Source organism: Clostridium intestinale DSM 6191 (assembly GCF_900130055.1).
GTDB classification, from domain to species: Bacteria; Bacillota; Clostridia; order Clostridiales; family Clostridiaceae; genus Clostridium_T; species Clostridium_T intestinale.
This window is the reverse complement of the sequence record NZ_FQXU01000004.1, coordinates 74,422-90,393: the sequence shown is the minus strand read 5'-3', so window position 1 is coordinate 90,393 and position 15,972 is coordinate 74,422. Positions and strand designations below refer to the sequence as shown.

18 protein-coding genes are annotated in these 15,972 nt (G+C 28.8%); 17 read left to right on the top strand and 1 reads right to left on the bottom strand.

The window, feature by feature from the left end; translation table 11 throughout:
- Positions 1-80: 80 nt before the first annotated feature.
- The 17 genes from BUA92_RS23705 to BUA92_RS03980 all read left to right on the top strand — a co-directional run bounded on the left by BUA92_RS23705 (position 81) and on the right by BUA92_RS03980 (position 15,418).
- Complete coding sequence (locus tag BUA92_RS23705; protein WP_278335121.1) at positions 81-653, top strand: CatB-related O-acetyltransferase; 573 nt, start codon at positions 81-83, stop codon at positions 651-653.
- 60 nt (positions 654-713) lie between these two features.
- Positions 714-1,244, top strand: a complete 531-nt coding sequence (locus BUA92_RS04055; protein WP_073017008.1) for a CDP-alcohol phosphatidyltransferase family protein — start codon at positions 714-716, stop codon at positions 1,242-1,244.
- A gap of 87 nt (positions 1,245-1,331) precedes the next feature.
- Positions 1,332-2,009 carry a DUF5680 domain-containing protein gene (locus tag BUA92_RS04050; RefSeq protein ID WP_073017006.1) on the top strand — a complete coding sequence of 226 codons (678 nt, stop codon included), beginning with the start codon at positions 1,332-1,334 and terminating at the stop codon, positions 2,007-2,009.
- Positions 2,010-2,069: 60 nt separating this feature from the next.
- Positions 2,070-2,792: a DUF421 domain-containing protein gene (locus tag BUA92_RS04045; protein ID WP_073017005.1), complete on the top strand. Its 723-nt coding sequence runs from the start codon at positions 2,070-2,072 to the stop codon at positions 2,790-2,792.
- 152 nt (positions 2,793-2,944) lie between these two features.
- The gene (locus tag BUA92_RS04040) at positions 2,945-3,967 is read left to right on the top strand and encodes an ROK family transcriptional regulator (RefSeq protein WP_073017004.1); all 1,023 of its coding nucleotides are present in this window, start codon (positions 2,945-2,947) and stop codon (positions 3,965-3,967) included.
- Positions 3,968-3,986: 19 nt separating this feature from the next.
- A complete protein-coding gene (locus BUA92_RS04035; protein WP_073017003.1) occupies positions 3,987-4,868 on the top strand; it encodes a PHP domain-containing protein in 882 nt (293 codons plus the stop codon).
- A 116-nt stretch (positions 4,869-4,984) separates the two neighbouring features.
- Positions 4,985-5,617: a DeoR/GlpR family DNA-binding transcription regulator gene (locus BUA92_RS04030; RefSeq protein ID WP_073017002.1), complete on the top strand. Its 633-nt coding sequence runs from the start codon at positions 4,985-4,987 to the stop codon at positions 5,615-5,617.
- Positions 5,618-5,631: 14 nt separating this feature from the next.
- Complete coding sequence (locus BUA92_RS04025) at positions 5,632-6,384, top strand: DeoR/GlpR family DNA-binding transcription regulator (RefSeq protein ID WP_073017001.1); 753 nt, start codon at positions 5,632-5,634, stop codon at positions 6,382-6,384.
- Positions 6,385-6,512: 128 nt separating this feature from the next.
- Positions 6,513-7,895, top strand: a complete 1,383-nt coding sequence (locus BUA92_RS04020; RefSeq protein ID WP_073017000.1) for a L,D-transpeptidase family protein — start codon at positions 6,513-6,515, stop codon at positions 7,893-7,895.
- Between the two features lie 113 nt (positions 7,896-8,008).
- On the top strand, positions 8,009-8,200 hold the full coding sequence (locus tag BUA92_RS04015; protein WP_073016999.1) for a hypothetical protein: 192 nt from the start codon (positions 8,009-8,011) through the stop codon (positions 8,198-8,200).
- Between the two features lie 62 nt (positions 8,201-8,262).
- A complete protein-coding gene (locus tag BUA92_RS04010; protein ID WP_073016998.1) occupies positions 8,263-9,132 on the top strand; it encodes a methionyl aminopeptidase in 870 nt (289 codons plus the stop codon).
- A gap of 85 nt (positions 9,133-9,217) precedes the next feature.
- Entirely contained in the window at positions 9,218-9,964 is a 747-nt protein-coding gene (locus tag BUA92_RS04005; protein ID WP_073016996.1) for a GNAT family N-acetyltransferase, read from the top strand.
- Positions 9,965-10,075: 111 nt separating this feature from the next.
- Entirely contained in the window at positions 10,076-10,636 is a 561-nt protein-coding gene (locus BUA92_RS04000; RefSeq protein WP_073016994.1) for a sigma-70 family RNA polymerase sigma factor, read from the top strand.
- Complete coding sequence (locus BUA92_RS03995; RefSeq protein WP_073016992.1) at positions 10,633-11,706, top strand: DUF4179 domain-containing protein; 1,074 nt, start codon at positions 10,633-10,635, stop codon at positions 11,704-11,706. The genes BUA92_RS04000 and BUA92_RS03995 overlap by 4 nt, the downstream gene beginning before the upstream one ends.
- A gap of 79 nt (positions 11,707-11,785) precedes the next feature.
- Entirely contained in the window at positions 11,786-12,508 is a 723-nt protein-coding gene (locus BUA92_RS03990; protein WP_073016990.1) for a MerR family transcriptional regulator, read from the top strand.
- Between the two features lie 321 nt (positions 12,509-12,829).
- A complete protein-coding gene (locus BUA92_RS03985; protein ID WP_073016987.1) occupies positions 12,830-14,512 on the top strand; it encodes a ribonuclease J in 1,683 nt (560 codons plus the stop codon).
- 216 nt (positions 14,513-14,728) lie between these two features.
- Positions 14,729-15,418 (top strand): pseudouridine synthase, encoded by a 690-nt coding sequence (locus BUA92_RS03980; protein ID WP_073016985.1) that lies wholly within the window; start codon positions 14,729-14,731, stop codon positions 15,416-15,418.
- A 27-nt stretch (positions 15,419-15,445) separates the two neighbouring features.
- On the opposite strand, the gene BUA92_RS03975 is transcribed toward BUA92_RS03980, so the two are convergent.
- Positions 15,446-15,787: a cupin domain-containing protein gene (locus BUA92_RS03975; protein WP_073016983.1), complete on the bottom strand. Its 342-nt coding sequence runs from the start codon at positions 15,785-15,787 to the stop codon at positions 15,446-15,448.
- Between the last annotated feature and the right edge of the window lie 185 nt (positions 15,788-15,972).

Below are 15,972 nucleotides of genomic sequence, written 5' to 3'. Positions count from 1 at the left end.
ATTGTGGTAGAACATTAATTTGCTTGTTCATATAATATCAGTGGAATATGTTGTAGTAAATTATGTGGAGGATAAAATTTATGGGTACAGATATAAGTACAAATTTTCCAGACAGATATATGTTATATGGTAGAGTTCATATGGGATTTGGAACCTATGGAACGCCAATAGTTAGAACATGGGGAGAAAATACAACACTTGATATAGGAAAGTTTTCTTCTATAGCAGATGCAGTAACAATATTCTTAGGGGGAGAACACAGGAGTGATTGGGTTACAACTTATCCTTTTAATGCATTTTTAGATGAATATGCTTATATAACTGGACATCCAAAAACAAAAGGAAATGTGGTAATTGGAAATGATGTTTGGTTATGTCATGGTGCAACAATACTTTCTGGAGTTACTATAGGTGATGGAGCTGTTATTGGATGTAACTCTCTTGTAACAAGAGATGTTCCACCATATGGAGTAGTTGCAGGAAATCCGGGGAAGGTAGTTAAATATAGATTTGATGAAGCTACTATTAAAGAGTTACTTGAAATTAAATGGTGGGATTGGGATTTAGATATCATAAAAAAATCAGTTCTATTACTAATGAATGAGGATATTAAAGCTTTTATAGAATATGCTAAGAAAATAGAACGTCCATAGTCGCCTTGCGTATTTTTTTATTATATAATTAAGTATAAATATATATCAGGAGGCAGTTTCGTGAAGAATGTTGCAAACATTATATCTATAAGCAGAATAATATTGTTATTTGGATTATTTTTTGCTTTTAATAATACTATACTATTTATAAGCATTTACCTTATATGTGGATTTACTGATATTTTAGATGGGTATATCGCAAGGAAAACTAATACCCAAAGTGTATTAGGATCTAAGCTAGATTCATTAGCAGATTTGATTCTTTTTTTAGTAATAACAACTTCCATAATCATATACTTAGGAGAAAAAATATTAGCTTTTATTCCAGGAGTTATTGTAACTTTTATAGTTCGTATAGTTAACATGGGGGTTGTGGCATATAAATATCACTGTTTTGGAATTTTGCACACTTGGGGAAATAAACTTACAGGCCTCCTTCTTTTTACTGCTCCACTATTTATTATGTTTAATAAAATTCAACTATTATGGATTATAGTTTTAGTTGCAGTTTTATCTTCTATAGAGGAACTAATTATACATCTAACTTCTTCAAAACTTGAATTGGATAGAAAAAGTATATTCAAATCATAATTGCAACTAGAAGTTGTCAACTTTGTAAGCTTTATTTGGTAGAGGTTTGTATAAGACACTTATATAATTAAATAGAGGTGATTTTATATGAGTTTTAAAGATAAATTGCAGAGTATTAGAAAAGAAAAAGGCTTATCGCAAGAGAGCATAGCTGAAAAAATAGGGGTATCTAGACAAGCGGTTGCTAAATGGGAAATAGGACAATCTTATCCAGATGTAGAAAATCTGATTTTAATAAGTGATATGTTTAAGATCAGCATAGATAAACTAGTAAAAGAGGCCTATGACGAATGTGAATATAATGATAAAAAAGAAGAAAAGGAAATTGATGATAATATTATTGAGTTTTTATGCAGGGCAAAAAAGGTAACTTATGCTGGAAAAGGAGCTAAAGTAGAATCATCAAGACCTAAATCACATGATTTTGAACATTCAGAGGGAGAGTTAAAATACATAGATACCTATTTAGGCGGAGAAATATTTTTAGGCGAAGAAGGCATATGGAAAGATAACACTCCTATATGGGCAATGAATTATAAAGGAAGAGTTTTAGGTGAAGGTTTTTCAGGGGATTTCTTAAAGGAAACTCTAGCCTTAGTTAATAAAGAAATGCCATATAGAGGACCCCTTGTATATGAAAACGGAGATTATAAATATCACTGCATTGTTCAAGGGGATTTTAAATGGTTTAAAGGATACGAAGAAATTTTCTATAATAATAAAAAAGTATATGAATGTATGTTTCATGGTGGAGCAGTTAAGTAATTTTTTAAGTTAAAATAGGGCAAAGTAACAACATAAATATGTTGTTAAGGAGCTGAAGAAATGAATTTATTTAAGGACTTTATGATAGTATTTTTAAGGATTTTTACTATTTTACCATTCATGCTTATGGTTACTTTATTCATGGGAAGAAGAACAATAGGAGAAATGCCTATATTTGATTTTTTAGTAGTTATAGTAATAGGTGCATTAGTAGGTTCAGATATATCAGAGCCTAATATACCACATATACATACAGTTGTAGCGCTTATCTTTGTAGGGATTTTGCAAAAAATAATATCTACTCTCATGATTAAATATAGGAAAATTGGAAAGCTAATAACCTTTGAGCCAGTGATAGTTATACAAGATGGGAAATTTATAGCTAAAAGCCTTAAAAAGATTGGATATTCAATAGACAATGTACTTCAGATGCTAAGAGAGCAAGAGGTATTTGATGTTGGAGAGATACATTTAGGTATAATAGAGGCTAGTGGTAAGTTGTCTTTGCTTAAAAAACAAAACAAAGCAACTGTTACTATAGAAGATATGCACCTAACTAAAAAGTCCCCATCTTTATCCTACGTTGTTATAATTCGAGGAGCGGTAATTAAAGATGCACTAGATAAACTTAAGCTTTCAACAATATGGTTAGAGGAAGAGTTAATGAAGCTTAATATTACTGCAATTGATGATGTGTTTTTTGCAACAGTAAATGATAATAAAGAACTTAGTGTATCACTAAAAGAATATACTGGGGAAGAAACAATCCCTATATATAACTAAAAAAAGGCAGATTTATTCTGCCTTTTTTTAGTTATAATGCTCTAAGTATTAATATTCAATTACACTGATTGACAACATTAAAGCAACGTGATAACCTTAATATATACTTATTAAAATACTTTTAAAAAGTATTTTAATAAAAGGAGGAGTAAATGAAAAATATAGGAGGAAATTCTTTAGTTATTAAAGAAATAAATATAAATCTTGTAAAAAAAGCTTTGAAGATTGAAAAATACGCAACGAAGCAGGAAATTGCAAAAGTTACAGGGTTAAGTATTGTTACAGTAGGTACAGTTCTTCAATATCTAGTAAAGGAAAACGAAGTTATCGAAACAGAGTTAATTTCTTCTAAAGGGGGAAGACCTGCACAGCAATATAAATATAACGAAGATTTTAATCTTGTACTCGTAATTTTTCCTTATGATAAAGATGATAAAAGCATAGTAAGTGTTTCTGTAGTAAATCTAGGTGGCAATTGTGTCTATGAAAAAGAACATAGAGTTAAGGTTGTAAATATAGCAACTCTTGAAGATATAATTAAGCCTATATTAGAAGAGTATAAACTGATAAAAGCAATAGGATTTGGTAATCCAGGAGTTGAAATTGATGGAGAAATCATACACTCGGATTATTGGATGTTAAAAGGGGTAAATATAATTGAATACTTTAGTAATCTTTATGGAATTAAAGCTGTGATTGAAAATGATGTTAATGCGGCAGTTGTTGGATTTAGTAATTCCAACAATTTAAAAGATAAAGGAACTTTTGTGTATTTATATTTTCCAGATAAATATCCTCCTGGTGCAGGTATCTTTATTAACGGGAAAATATTTAAAGGTGGAAGAAATTTTGCAGGAGAAGTTGCAACTATTCCTTTAGGAATAACTTGGAATAAGGAGCTTTATGATACATTTGAGGATTTTTGTGAGGCTGTATCTAAATTAATAGTTTCGGTTAGCAGTATTTTAAATCCAGATGAGATCATTATGAATGGTACTTTTATAAGTGATAAACATATTGAATTAATTAATGATAAATGTGAGAGAAAGCTTACAAAAAATATATTGCCTAAATTTTCTCTTTCAAATAACTTCTTAGATGATTATAAAAAAGGGTTAATTGTTGAAGCTTTAAGTGTGTTAGAGCCAGATGTTACATTAATTAAAAATAAATAAAAGAAAGTGAGGATTTATTATGAGTTATATAGACTTGCATATGCATTCACTTTACAGTGATGATGGAGAATTTAGCCCAAGGGAATTGGTTGACTTATGTATAGGTAAGGGTATCAAATATTTCTCTATGGCTGATCATAATTCAGTTAAGGGTATAAAAGAAGCAAAGGAATATTGTAAAGATAAAGAGATAAATATAATTCCTGCAGTTGAATTAGATTGTACAATTGATGGAGTGAATCTTCATGTATTAGGATATGGAATAGATTATAACAATGATATTTTTGATAGAATAGAAGAAGATATCATAAAACAAGAACAAGGTGCATCAAAAAAGAGAATGAAGTTAATAAGAGAGCTTGGAATTGATTTTTCTGATGAGGTAATAAAGAAATTATCTAAAAATGGAGTAGTTAATGGAGAGATGATAGCCGAAGCTGCCATGGAATTTGATAAAGGTAAAAATAATCCATTACTACAAACTTACTATGGAAATGGGACTAGAAGTGATAATCCATACGTAAATTTTTATTGGGATTACTGCTCTCAAGGAAAACCAGCTTATGCTGAAGTTAAATATATAAGTTTAGAAAAAGCAATAGAAGTAATTAAAGCAAGTGGTGGAATACCTGTTTTAGCTCACCCAGGAAATAATGTTAAAGAAAGACATTCGCTTCTTGAAGCTATAAGAGTTTGCGGAATAGAAGGAATAGAAGTTTATAGTAGCTATCATAGTAAAGAGCAGGTTGAATATTATAAAGAATATGCTATGAGGCATAAACTTATATTAACTTGTGGAAGTGATTTTCATGGAAAAACCAAACCAAGTATAGCTATTGGATCTACAGATTGTGAAAACAAAGAAAATGATATTATTTCAGAAATAATCAAAGAAGTTTAAACTTTAATGCAGATGAGTGATGATCATCTGCATTTTTGTTACAAAACAATTAATATTACTTAAAGGTGTTGATAAATTACTTAAAATTACTTAAAATTAAAATAAGAGGTGATATCATGAATGATAAAAATGAAATTATAAACCTGTATAAAACTACTAAAGAAGTTGTTAACTTATCACATGAAGAAAGACTTCAATTAAATATTTCAGAAAAAAAGAGTATAGCTGAAAAGGCCTTGATATTTGTTCATAATAACAAAAAGTATTTTTTAGACTCATCTACAAGTGTTCAGCTTTTAGCAAATCTTATAGAAAAGTCTGTAGATGTATATACAAATTCTCTAGATAACATAGAAATTCTTTCTAAAAAAGAAAATGTTGTTATTCATACAACAGGAGAATATCTAAATAAGAATAATAGATTTTTCTATAATAAAGGTGATATCAGTTATTTCAGTGATGATACAGAGTTTGATGTAGCTTTTTTAGGTGCATCAGCGGTACATGAAGATGGTGTGTACTATGTAGATGAAGAAGATGTTGTAATAAAAAAAGAGGTAGTAAGTAAATCAAAGAGGGTGATATTACTTGCCGAACATCAAAAATATCAAAGAAAAGCTATTTATAAAGGGCTAGACTTAAAAGATATACACATCATAATTCTTGATGATATATCATCAAGTCATTTTGCTGATATCATGAACTCAGAAAACATCAAGATAAAACCAGAAACTTTATTGATTATGTAAGGAGATGTTTTTAGATGTACCAAGAAGAAAGACAGTTAAAGATATTAGATTATTTAAATGAAAACATCAATATGTCTGTACATGATATATGTGAGCTTCTTGATGTATCTAGAGATACAGCTAGACGTGATATATTAAAGCTCATAGAAAAAGGTGCTGCCATACGTACTCATGGAGGAATTTCTCTGCCTGTAATAAGAAATACTATTGAAGCTTACAAGGAAAGAGTATTAAAATATTCTACAGAGAAAAAAGATATAGCAAATAAAGCATTGGAATTTATTAATGAGAAGGAGCACTATTACTTTGATGTTTCTACTACAGTATGTTATTTAGCTGAACTAATTGATAAGAAAATCACAGTAGTAACACATTCCTTAGATAATATACAAATACTTTCAGAAAATTATAAAGTAAATATATGTTCAACGGGAGGAGCCTTCAATAAAAACAATAGATTTTTTTATGGAGATAATGCAAAAACATATATTGAAAATAGATTTTTTGATGTAGCTTTTTTGGGAGCAGGAGCAATAATGCAAGATGGCGTTTATCTCATAGATGAAGAAGATGCAGTAATAAAGCAGACTGTAATAAGAAGAGCTAGAAAGGTTATAGTTCTTGCTGACTCAAAAAAGTTTAATATTTTAAGTTATTATAAAGGTGCAAGTTGGGATCAAATAGATGTTATAATTACAGATAAAAAGCCGCCGGCAATCTTTTTAGATATTATTGAAGATAATAATATACAACTTATTATTACTTAAGTTTAAAAGCTTTTACATATTTTATGTAAGGCTTTTTTTATTATAAATAGGAATATAATGGAGTTTTGTAGATATATTTATAAAGATTGATATTAAATATAGTTAAGTTTTAAAAGAAAGGTATAATTATGGATAAACAAAAAATAAAATCTAATAAAACTTTATTAATGCTTTTAATATTGCTTTCAGTATCTATTTTAATATATTTTATGATGTCACTATATTTCATGAAACATTTTTATTTTGGCACTGTAGTTAATTCTGTTAATATTTCTGGAAAAAGTCTAAAAAAAGCTAATGAGAAAATGGAAAATGAATTTAATAACTATACCATTACTCTTAAAGAACGTGGTGATGATGAAAAGATTAATGGAAGAGATATAGAACTAAAATATATACCTAATAATAATCTTGTAGAGTTAAAAAGACAGCAAAATCCATTTTTGTGGATGACTATGTTTTTTAATAAAGAATCCATAAATTTAGATATACTTACTTATGATGAAAAGCTACTAAAAGAAAATTATAATAAACTTTCTTGCATCACAAACCCTAATATAATAAATCCTGAAAATCCTAAATTAAAGTATGTAGAGGGTGGATATGAAGTTCAAGAGGAGATTTACGGAAATAAGATAAAAAAAGAAAATCTATATAATAGTATAGTAGAAGCTATTAAAAAAGGAGAAAAGACTTTAGATTTAGAAACAAATAATTGTTATGAGAACCCTAAGTATGTTGCATATTCTAAAGAAGTAGTTGATGCTAAAGAACTTCTTAATAAATACATTAAAGCTGAAATAACTTATGTCGTTGGTAAAGAGTCTGAAGAACTTGATGGATCAATAATAAATAATTGGATAAATATTAAAGATAATTATGAAGTTGAGATTGATGAAAATAAGGTTAAAAGCTATGTAAAAGAACTATCAAATACCTATGATACCTATGAAGAGGAGCGAGATTTCAAAACATCTGTAGGGAAGACCGTAAAGGTTTCTGGAGGAAATTATGGCTGGTTAATTGATACAATTAAAGAAACTAAGGAAATTATTTGGACAATAAAACAGGGAGAAAAAGTTTCTAGGGAACCTATTTATGCACAAACTGCTCTTTCAAGAGAAGAAAATGATATTGGGGATACCTATGTAGAAATCAATATGACAAGACAGCAGCTTTGGTTTTATAAAAACGGTAAGCTTTTAACAACAGGAGATGTTGTTACAGGAAATATCAACAGAAGTAGATCAACCCCAACAGGTGTCTTTAGATTAAACTATAAACAAGAAAATGCAACTCTGCAAGGAGAAAACTATAGTGCACCAGTTAAGTTTTGGATGCCTTTTTACGGAAATGTTGGTATTCATGATGCTACATGGAGATCTTCATTTGGCGGTAATATATACAAAACAGATGGCTCACATGGATGTGTAAATGCTCCTCTTTATTTAGCTAAAACTATTTATGCAAACATTGAATCGGGAACCCCAGTTATTTGTTATTATGAATAAATAATAAGAAATGATTGTACTTTGACAGTAGTGCAATCATTTTTTCTATGTTACTATTTATTTATAAGTGAATATGGATATTTTTACAAGATTAGTTTCAAGAGGAGAAGTATATGAGTAAATCAATTAAAGAGATGTTTATTAGATTTGTTGTGATATTTTGTGTGTGGTTTTTAATGGGTTTTTTATGGAAAAGCTCAAATGTCGATATAGAAACAGCATTTTTTATAGCATTAGGAATAGAAATATTTGATTTTATAATCTATATGGTAAGGAAATATAAAAATAAGAAAAAGATAGAGTAACACAACTATATTTGTGTTACTACAATATTAAGATAAAAGGATTAAATTAAGGAGAATAATAGATGAGTATTGGTAGAAACGATAGTTGTTGGTGTGGTAGTGGAGTAAAATATAAAAAATGTCATATGAATTTTGATGAAAAGCTAGAGAGTCTTAAGGATAAAGGGAATATTATTCCAACACGAAATCTCATAAAAAATAAAGAACAAATTGATAAAATAAAAAAGAGTGCAGAAATTAATAATGCGCTGCTAGATTATATAAGTGATAAAGTTAAAGAGGGTATTACTACAGAAGAAATAGATAAACTTGTCTATGAGTTTACCCTTTCAAAAGGTGCTATACCTGCACCACTTAATTATGGAGGATTTCCTAAAAGTGTTTGTACATCAATAAATGATGTAATATGTCATGGTATACCAAGTAAAAACGAAGTACTTAAAAATGGTGATATTGTAAATATAGATGTATCAACTATACTTGATGGTTACTTTTCTGATGCTTCAAGAATGTTCATGATTGGAGAGGTAAGTGAAGAAGCTAGAAATTTAGTTAATGTATGCAAAGAAAGTTTGTATAAAGGAATAGAGGCAGCTAAACCTTGGGGATTTGTAGGGGATATTGGTGCAGCTATACAAGAATATGCAGAAAGTAAAGGATATTCAGTAGTTAGGGATTTTGGTGGACATGGTGTAGGAATTAAATTTCAAGAAGAGCCTTTTATACCTCATTTCGGGAAAAAAGGTCAAGGCATGGTTTTAACTCCAGGAATGATGATAACTATTGAACCTATGATAAATACAGGGGACTTTAGAGCTTATATAGATGAAAAAGATGGTTGGACTGCTAGAACAATAGATGGATCACTTTCAGCTCAATGGGAGCACATGCTTTTGATAACAGAAGATGGTGTTGAAATAATATCAAAATAGTAGTTTATCAAGATGAATATGACATGTAGTTGTCTATAATAGAATGTTACTATAAGGGTAATATCTAAAAAGGAGATTAACAAAAATGGAGATTATAACATTAAATAAAAACAATATAGACAATGGACATATTTGTTGTGCTATTTCTGATAAAAAGTGCAGAGAAGGTTACGAGAAGAAAAAAGAGCTATTAAAGAAAGAGATAGACAAAGGATACAGCTTCAAAAAGTTTGATGTAAAGCATAAAGTATTTATTGAGTATTGCCCATCAGAGATATCTTGGCTTCCTATAAATGCAGATAATTATATGATTATTAACTGCTTTTGGGTAGCAGGTATGCATGCTGGAAAGGGATACGGTAAGAAACTTTTAGATGAATGTTTTAAGGCAGCTAAAAAAATGAATGGAATTGTTGTATTAACAAGTTCTAAAAAGAAATCCTATATGGCTGATAAAAGATTTTTTATAAAGCAGGGGTTTGAGGTTTGTGATACAGCAGATCCATATTTTGAACTCTTGGTATATAAAAACAAAAAGGATGCAAAAAATCCAACCTTTAATGATTCAGTTAAAAAAACTATACCTAAAACGGATAAAGGTTTATGTTTATATTACTCAAACTTTTGTCCTTTTACAGAGCATTACGCAAAAGTACTTAAAGAATTAGCAGATAAAAGCAATATACCTATAGAAATAATAAAAATTAACAATAGAGAGCAGGGGAAAGAAAATCCTTCACCATTTATAATTTATAGCTTATTTTATAATGGAAAATTTCTAACTCATGAAATTGTGAATGACAAAAGGTTTGATAAACTTATTTTATCTTAAAAAATGAATATATAATATAAAAAATACAGATTAGAAGTCTGTATTTTTTTGTGAAATTAATGAAAGTTACTCCGTATATATTTATGAAGACCTAGAAGAAAGGAGTTAAATATGGTTATTAAAGAGGACAATCTTATAGAAGAATTGGACAAGAGAAATAGTGAAGCCTTAGAGTATATAATTCAGAAGTATGCTAACTTGATTTTTAAAGTAGTTATAAATGTTTTAGGTAGCGATAATAGAGAACTAGCAAAAGAGTGTATTGGTGATGTATATATGTTGGTATGGAATAAATATAAGCTATATAATCCTGAAAAAGCCTCTTTTAAGAATTGGCTACTAGCAGTAAGTAAATACAAAGCAATAGATTATAAAAGGACTTGTAAGAACTTAGAGAATGTTGAGTTAGATAAAGAATCCATAAGAGCACCTAATGATGTTGAAAAAGATTTTATAGATAAAGAAAATGTTAAAGAGGTATTAGGGTTCCTCAACAATGAAAAACCTATAGATAAAGAAATATTTATTAGAAAATATATATACGAAGAAAGTATAGAAGAGATTAGTAAAAATTTAAATTTATCTAAGGGAGCTGTTTATAATAGGCTTTGGAGAACAAGAAATTTTCTCGCTGAAAAAATAAAATGTTATAAAAAGGAGGCAATAGAATGAAATCACATTTAAGAGAAGATGATGTTTTAGGGTTACTTAATGATGTAAAAATAAATGAAACTGAGTTAAGTGATTTAGAAATTAATGATAATGAGATAAATCAAATTAATAATGAGGTTCTAAAAAATATTAAAATTAAAAAGTCAAGAAAGAAAAAGTGGATGATAGCAGCTTCTATTGGATTTATATCTGTAGTATTGTTTCTAGGTAAACCTGCAATTGCAGCAATAGGCTCAAAATTTTTTGTAGATGATGAAGGAGTTAAAAAAGCTGTAGAGAATAATTATATTCAAACAGTTGATGGAAAGGTTGACTATGATAGTGGTGTTAAAATTGAATTAACTGATGCAGTTATAGACAAGGCAAAAATGGCATTAGGATTTAAAGTGAAATTTGATGATTTAGATATATTAAAAAAGCAACTTAATTCCTTATGGATGGATGTCGAAATAAAAGATGAAAATGGTATGATAATTAGTGGATATATGTCACAAGGACTTAGCGATAAGAATGTAATAGAATGTATAAGTTCAAGGGCTGACCAATTCAAAGTCGATAATGAAGAGGCTGGCGAAGGAAGCTATGAATTAATTTTAGCATCTAATGACTCGAAAATCCCAGATTTAAAGAGATTGGAGATTAATATAAGAGAGATTAGATACTTTTACTTTGGTGAGCATAATAATCCACATAAACAGATAGATGGAAACTGGAATTTTAATATAGATGTAGATAAGAAACTTAGAAATAGTAAAAAATTTGTAATGAAAGCCTTAAATAATAGGGAAGATATAAAAATAATTAGTAGTGAAACAAGCCCAACAGGTACTGTAATTAAATATATATGTACAGAAGATAAGGAGATAGACGTATTTAATAATGTTGTACTTATAGATAGTAAAGGAAATGAAAATAATGTTATAGGTGGATGGAACAGAACCTATGATAGTGAAGAAAGACCTATATATACAGTTACTTTTCCAATAACAACTTTTGATGATTTAAATAATCTAACATTTAAAATTAAAGAATATGATGGAGAGGAGATAAAGATAAAATTAAATAAATAATCTTAAGTATTAAAAAACTTCAAATAGGACTTGTTTGTTACCTAAGGTAATAAAAGATAATATTTAAGAGGTGATAAAAATGAAAGAGTTAATAACCACAGGGGAATTGGCTAAACTCTGTGAAGTAAGTGTAAGAACAGTTCAGTTTTATGATAAAAAGGGGCTACTAAAACCATCTTTATTAAGTGAGGGTGGAAGAAGACTATTTGGTGAAGAAGAGGTGATTAAGCTTAGGTGTATTGCTCTTTATAAAGAGTTAGGATTTTCTCTTGAAGAGATAAAAGAGGTATTTGTTAATAATTCTAACATTGATTTATTTAAAGAATTATTGAAACAGCAGGAGGCTAAAATATCCAAAGAAATATCAAATCTTAAAGAAAGACAACAGAAACTTAAAGCTATACTGCAAGAGGTAGATGAAAGTAATACTGTTAAAATAAAGAGTATTGAGGGCCTAAATCATTTAATTGAAAAAAAGATTAAATACAAAAAAGTTGGAGTAATGACTAATATATTTTTATCAATATATGTACTAATATTAATAGGAGGATTTTCTATTTCAGTTTCTTTAGGAAATTATGCTGTCTGGATTTTTGTAGCCATAGCAGCGCTTCTATTAATGGGACTAGTTTATTATCATCAGCAGGCAAATGCCTATGTTTGTCTTTATTGTAATAAAAAATTTGAAATAAGTTTTGTAAAAGATCTCTTTTCTTTAAATGGAGGGAAAAAAGGTAAATATATAAAGTGTCCTAATTGCAATAAGAAAGGTTGGTTTAAAGAGACTTTTCCAGAAAAATAATTTATAGGTTTAAGAGTGTGAAATTTATAACTAATTTCATACTCTTAATTTTTTCAAATAATTTTGACTAAACTTGCTAATATAGGGCAGATAATATATAATGAGCCTAGGTTGTAAGTACAGTAATACGAATATAGAATTATTTTTATGCTATAAATTAATAATATATTTATAAAACTAGTAAATATTATTGAGTTATTGGTTTATATTTATTGATTTATTGTTCAGAATAGTTTCGGTTAAAATTGTAATACTGTTTTCGGACTTATATTTTTATGTAGAAGCAAGGAAAGATTGAGTTCTTGCTGGATTGGAGATTAAATGAATAACAAAAACAAAGCTAAAAGTAAGAAAAAAGTAAAGATAATACCCTTAGGTGGATTAGGTGAAATCGGGAAAAACATAACAGCTGTAGAATATGATGATGAAATCATAGTTATAGATTGTGGTGTAGCATTTCCAGATGTTGAAATGTATGGAGTAGATTTAGTAATTCCAGATATAACTTACCTTTTAAATAGAAAAGAAATGGTTAAAGGAATAGTTTTAACTCATGGTCATGAAGATCATATAGGTGCGCTTCCATATATATTGAAACAGTTAAACGTACCTGTTTATGGAACTAGATTAACCTTAGCATTAGTAAAAAGTAAACTTACAGAACATAATATACTTTCTGATTGTACTTTAAATGAAGTAAATGCAGGAGAGGAAGTTAAAACAGAACATTTTTCTGTTGAATTTATAAGAACCTGTCATAGTATAGCAGATGCTTGTGCATTAGCTATTAAGACTCCAGAAGGGGTTATATTCCATACAGGAGACTTCAAGATAGATTATACTCCTACTTATGGAGAGGGTGTTAATTTTGAACGTTTTGCAAAGCTTGGTAGCCAAAAAGTTCTTTTACTAATGGCTGAAAGTACTAATGTTGAACGTCCAGGATATACAGTTTCAGAGAAAATAATAGGTGAAAACTTAACTAGAATGTTTGGAGAAGCTAAAGGAAGAGTTATAGTAGCGTCCTTTGCATCAAACTTAGATAGACTTCAACAAATAATTAATTCTTCTCTTCATTATGGAAGAAAAGTTGCTTTTAGTGGAAGAAGTATGGAGAAAAATTCAACTATAGCTATTGAATTAGGTTACATGCATATACCAGAAGACTTCCTTATAAGCTTAGATGACATAAATAAATATCCACCAGAGAAAATAACTATTATAACTACAGGAAGTCAAGGGGAGCCAATGTCAGCTCTTTCAAGAATAGCATCTGCTACCCATAGAAAGATAACTATTCAAGAAGGTGACTTAGTAATTGTTTCAGCTTCACCTATTCCAGGAAATAAAAAATATATATCTAAAAGTATAGATGAATTATTTAAAAAAGGCGCAAAAGTAATTTATGATGATATAGAAGAAGTTCACGTTTCAGGTCATGCATGTCAAGAGGATTTAAAGTTAATTCACAATTTGATTAAACCTAAGTTCTTTATGCCTGTTCATGGAGAATATAGACATTTAAAGAAACATGGGATGTTAGCTGAAAGTTTAGGAATGGATCCTAACAATATATTTATATTAGAAACAGGTGATTCTTTAGAATTAACTAGAAGAGAAGCTAAAAAAGGACCTAATGTCCAAACTGGCGCTGTTATGGTAGATGGATTAGGAATTGGGGACGTAGGAAATGTAGTTTTAAGAGATAGAAAACATTTAGCTCAAGATGGGATATTGACAGTAGTTTTAACTATAGATACAGAGTCTATGAATATTTTATCTGGTCCAGATATAGTTACAAGAGGATTTATATATGTAAAGGAATCTGGTAACTTACTCCATGAAGCTACTAAAGTAGTAAGAGCTGAAATAGATAAATGTATGGAGAAGAAGATTACTGATTTATATGTAATTAAATCAAATATAAGATACTCTCTAGGACAATTTTTATATACTAGAACAAAAAGAAATCCTATTATATTAACTGTAATAATGGAAATTTAATAGATAGAGGTTATCGCAAATTAGTTTGTGATAGCCTCTTTTTTAATCATTAATGAGTCTCAGTTCATAGAAGTATAGGAACATAGGAATGCAGAAACATAAAAGCATAGAAGCATAGAAGCATAAGAGCGTAAAAACACAGGAACATAAAAGCATAAGAACGTAAAAACATAGAAACACAATTGTAAAAAACTATAGAATGGAGAAGAAGGTACCATGAGAATAAATAAGTTTTTTAGTAATATGGGATACTGCTCAAGGAAGGAAACTAATAGGCTTATAAAAGAAAATAGAGTAACAGTAAATGGGAAACTATGTATACCAGGTCAATGGGTAGAAGAAACTGACATTATTTTGGTAGATAATAAACCATTAGAAAGTAAAAATAAAGTGTATATATTATTAAACAAACCTGTAGGAATTGTTTGTACTTCAGCAAAAGAAATAGAAAGTAATATAGTATCATATATGGGTTACCCAGAATATATATTTCCTGTAGGAAGATTGGACAAGGAATCTCAAGGATTAATTTTAATGACAAATGATGGTGAACTAGCAAATAAAATATTAAATTCAGATAATGAACATGAAAAAGAGTATATGGTAACCCTAGACAAATCCTTTGATGATAGTTTTGTAGAAGGTATGTCTGCTGGAGTTGAAGTATTAAATATTAAAACAAGACCCTGCAAAGTTACAAGAGTGAGTGATGATACATTTAGAATTATCTTAACCCAAGGACTTAATAGGCAGATAAGAAGAATGAGTAAAGCTTTTGGCTACAATGTTGAAATCCTTGAAAGAGTAAGAATAATGAATTTGAAGATAGATGGTATAGAAATGGGAAAGTGGAGACACTTAACTAAAATAGAAGAGAATGAACTTAAAAAAGAACTATCCTTATGAGAAGCTAATCTCAAAAGGATAGTTCTTTTAAACTTCTTTTGAATATGGAGAAGATGGATTAGGTGTAAGTACTATAAATAGTGACATGTCTTTAGTTCCTGTATTTTTTAAACTAAAAACTTCTTTTCCATAGCAGTGTATAACATCTCCTTCAGTTATATTATGTAGGCTGCCATCTACAGTCATTTCTCCATCACCTGCTAAAACATGAACTAACAAATCGCTTTGTTCATGATTATGAGGTGGAACACCTTGATCAGGTTTAAAATTAAGAACAAAGTTTAATATTTTATCTTCTTTAAAAACAATTCTTTTAGTAAATGATTCATCTGTAAAAGCTATTTTATTAGCTATCTTTTCTAGTTTCATGACTTTCTCCTTTACTGAAGTTATTTTAATTTTAATATACACATTGGCATAATTTATTATACAATAGATTAAAAACATAGAAAAGTAATCATTTACAGTGGATCGTATTTCAAAACATGATAATTTCAATTTATTGGTATTTTATTGACAAGAAAAATAGAAAATGCTAAACTGTCTATAAAATT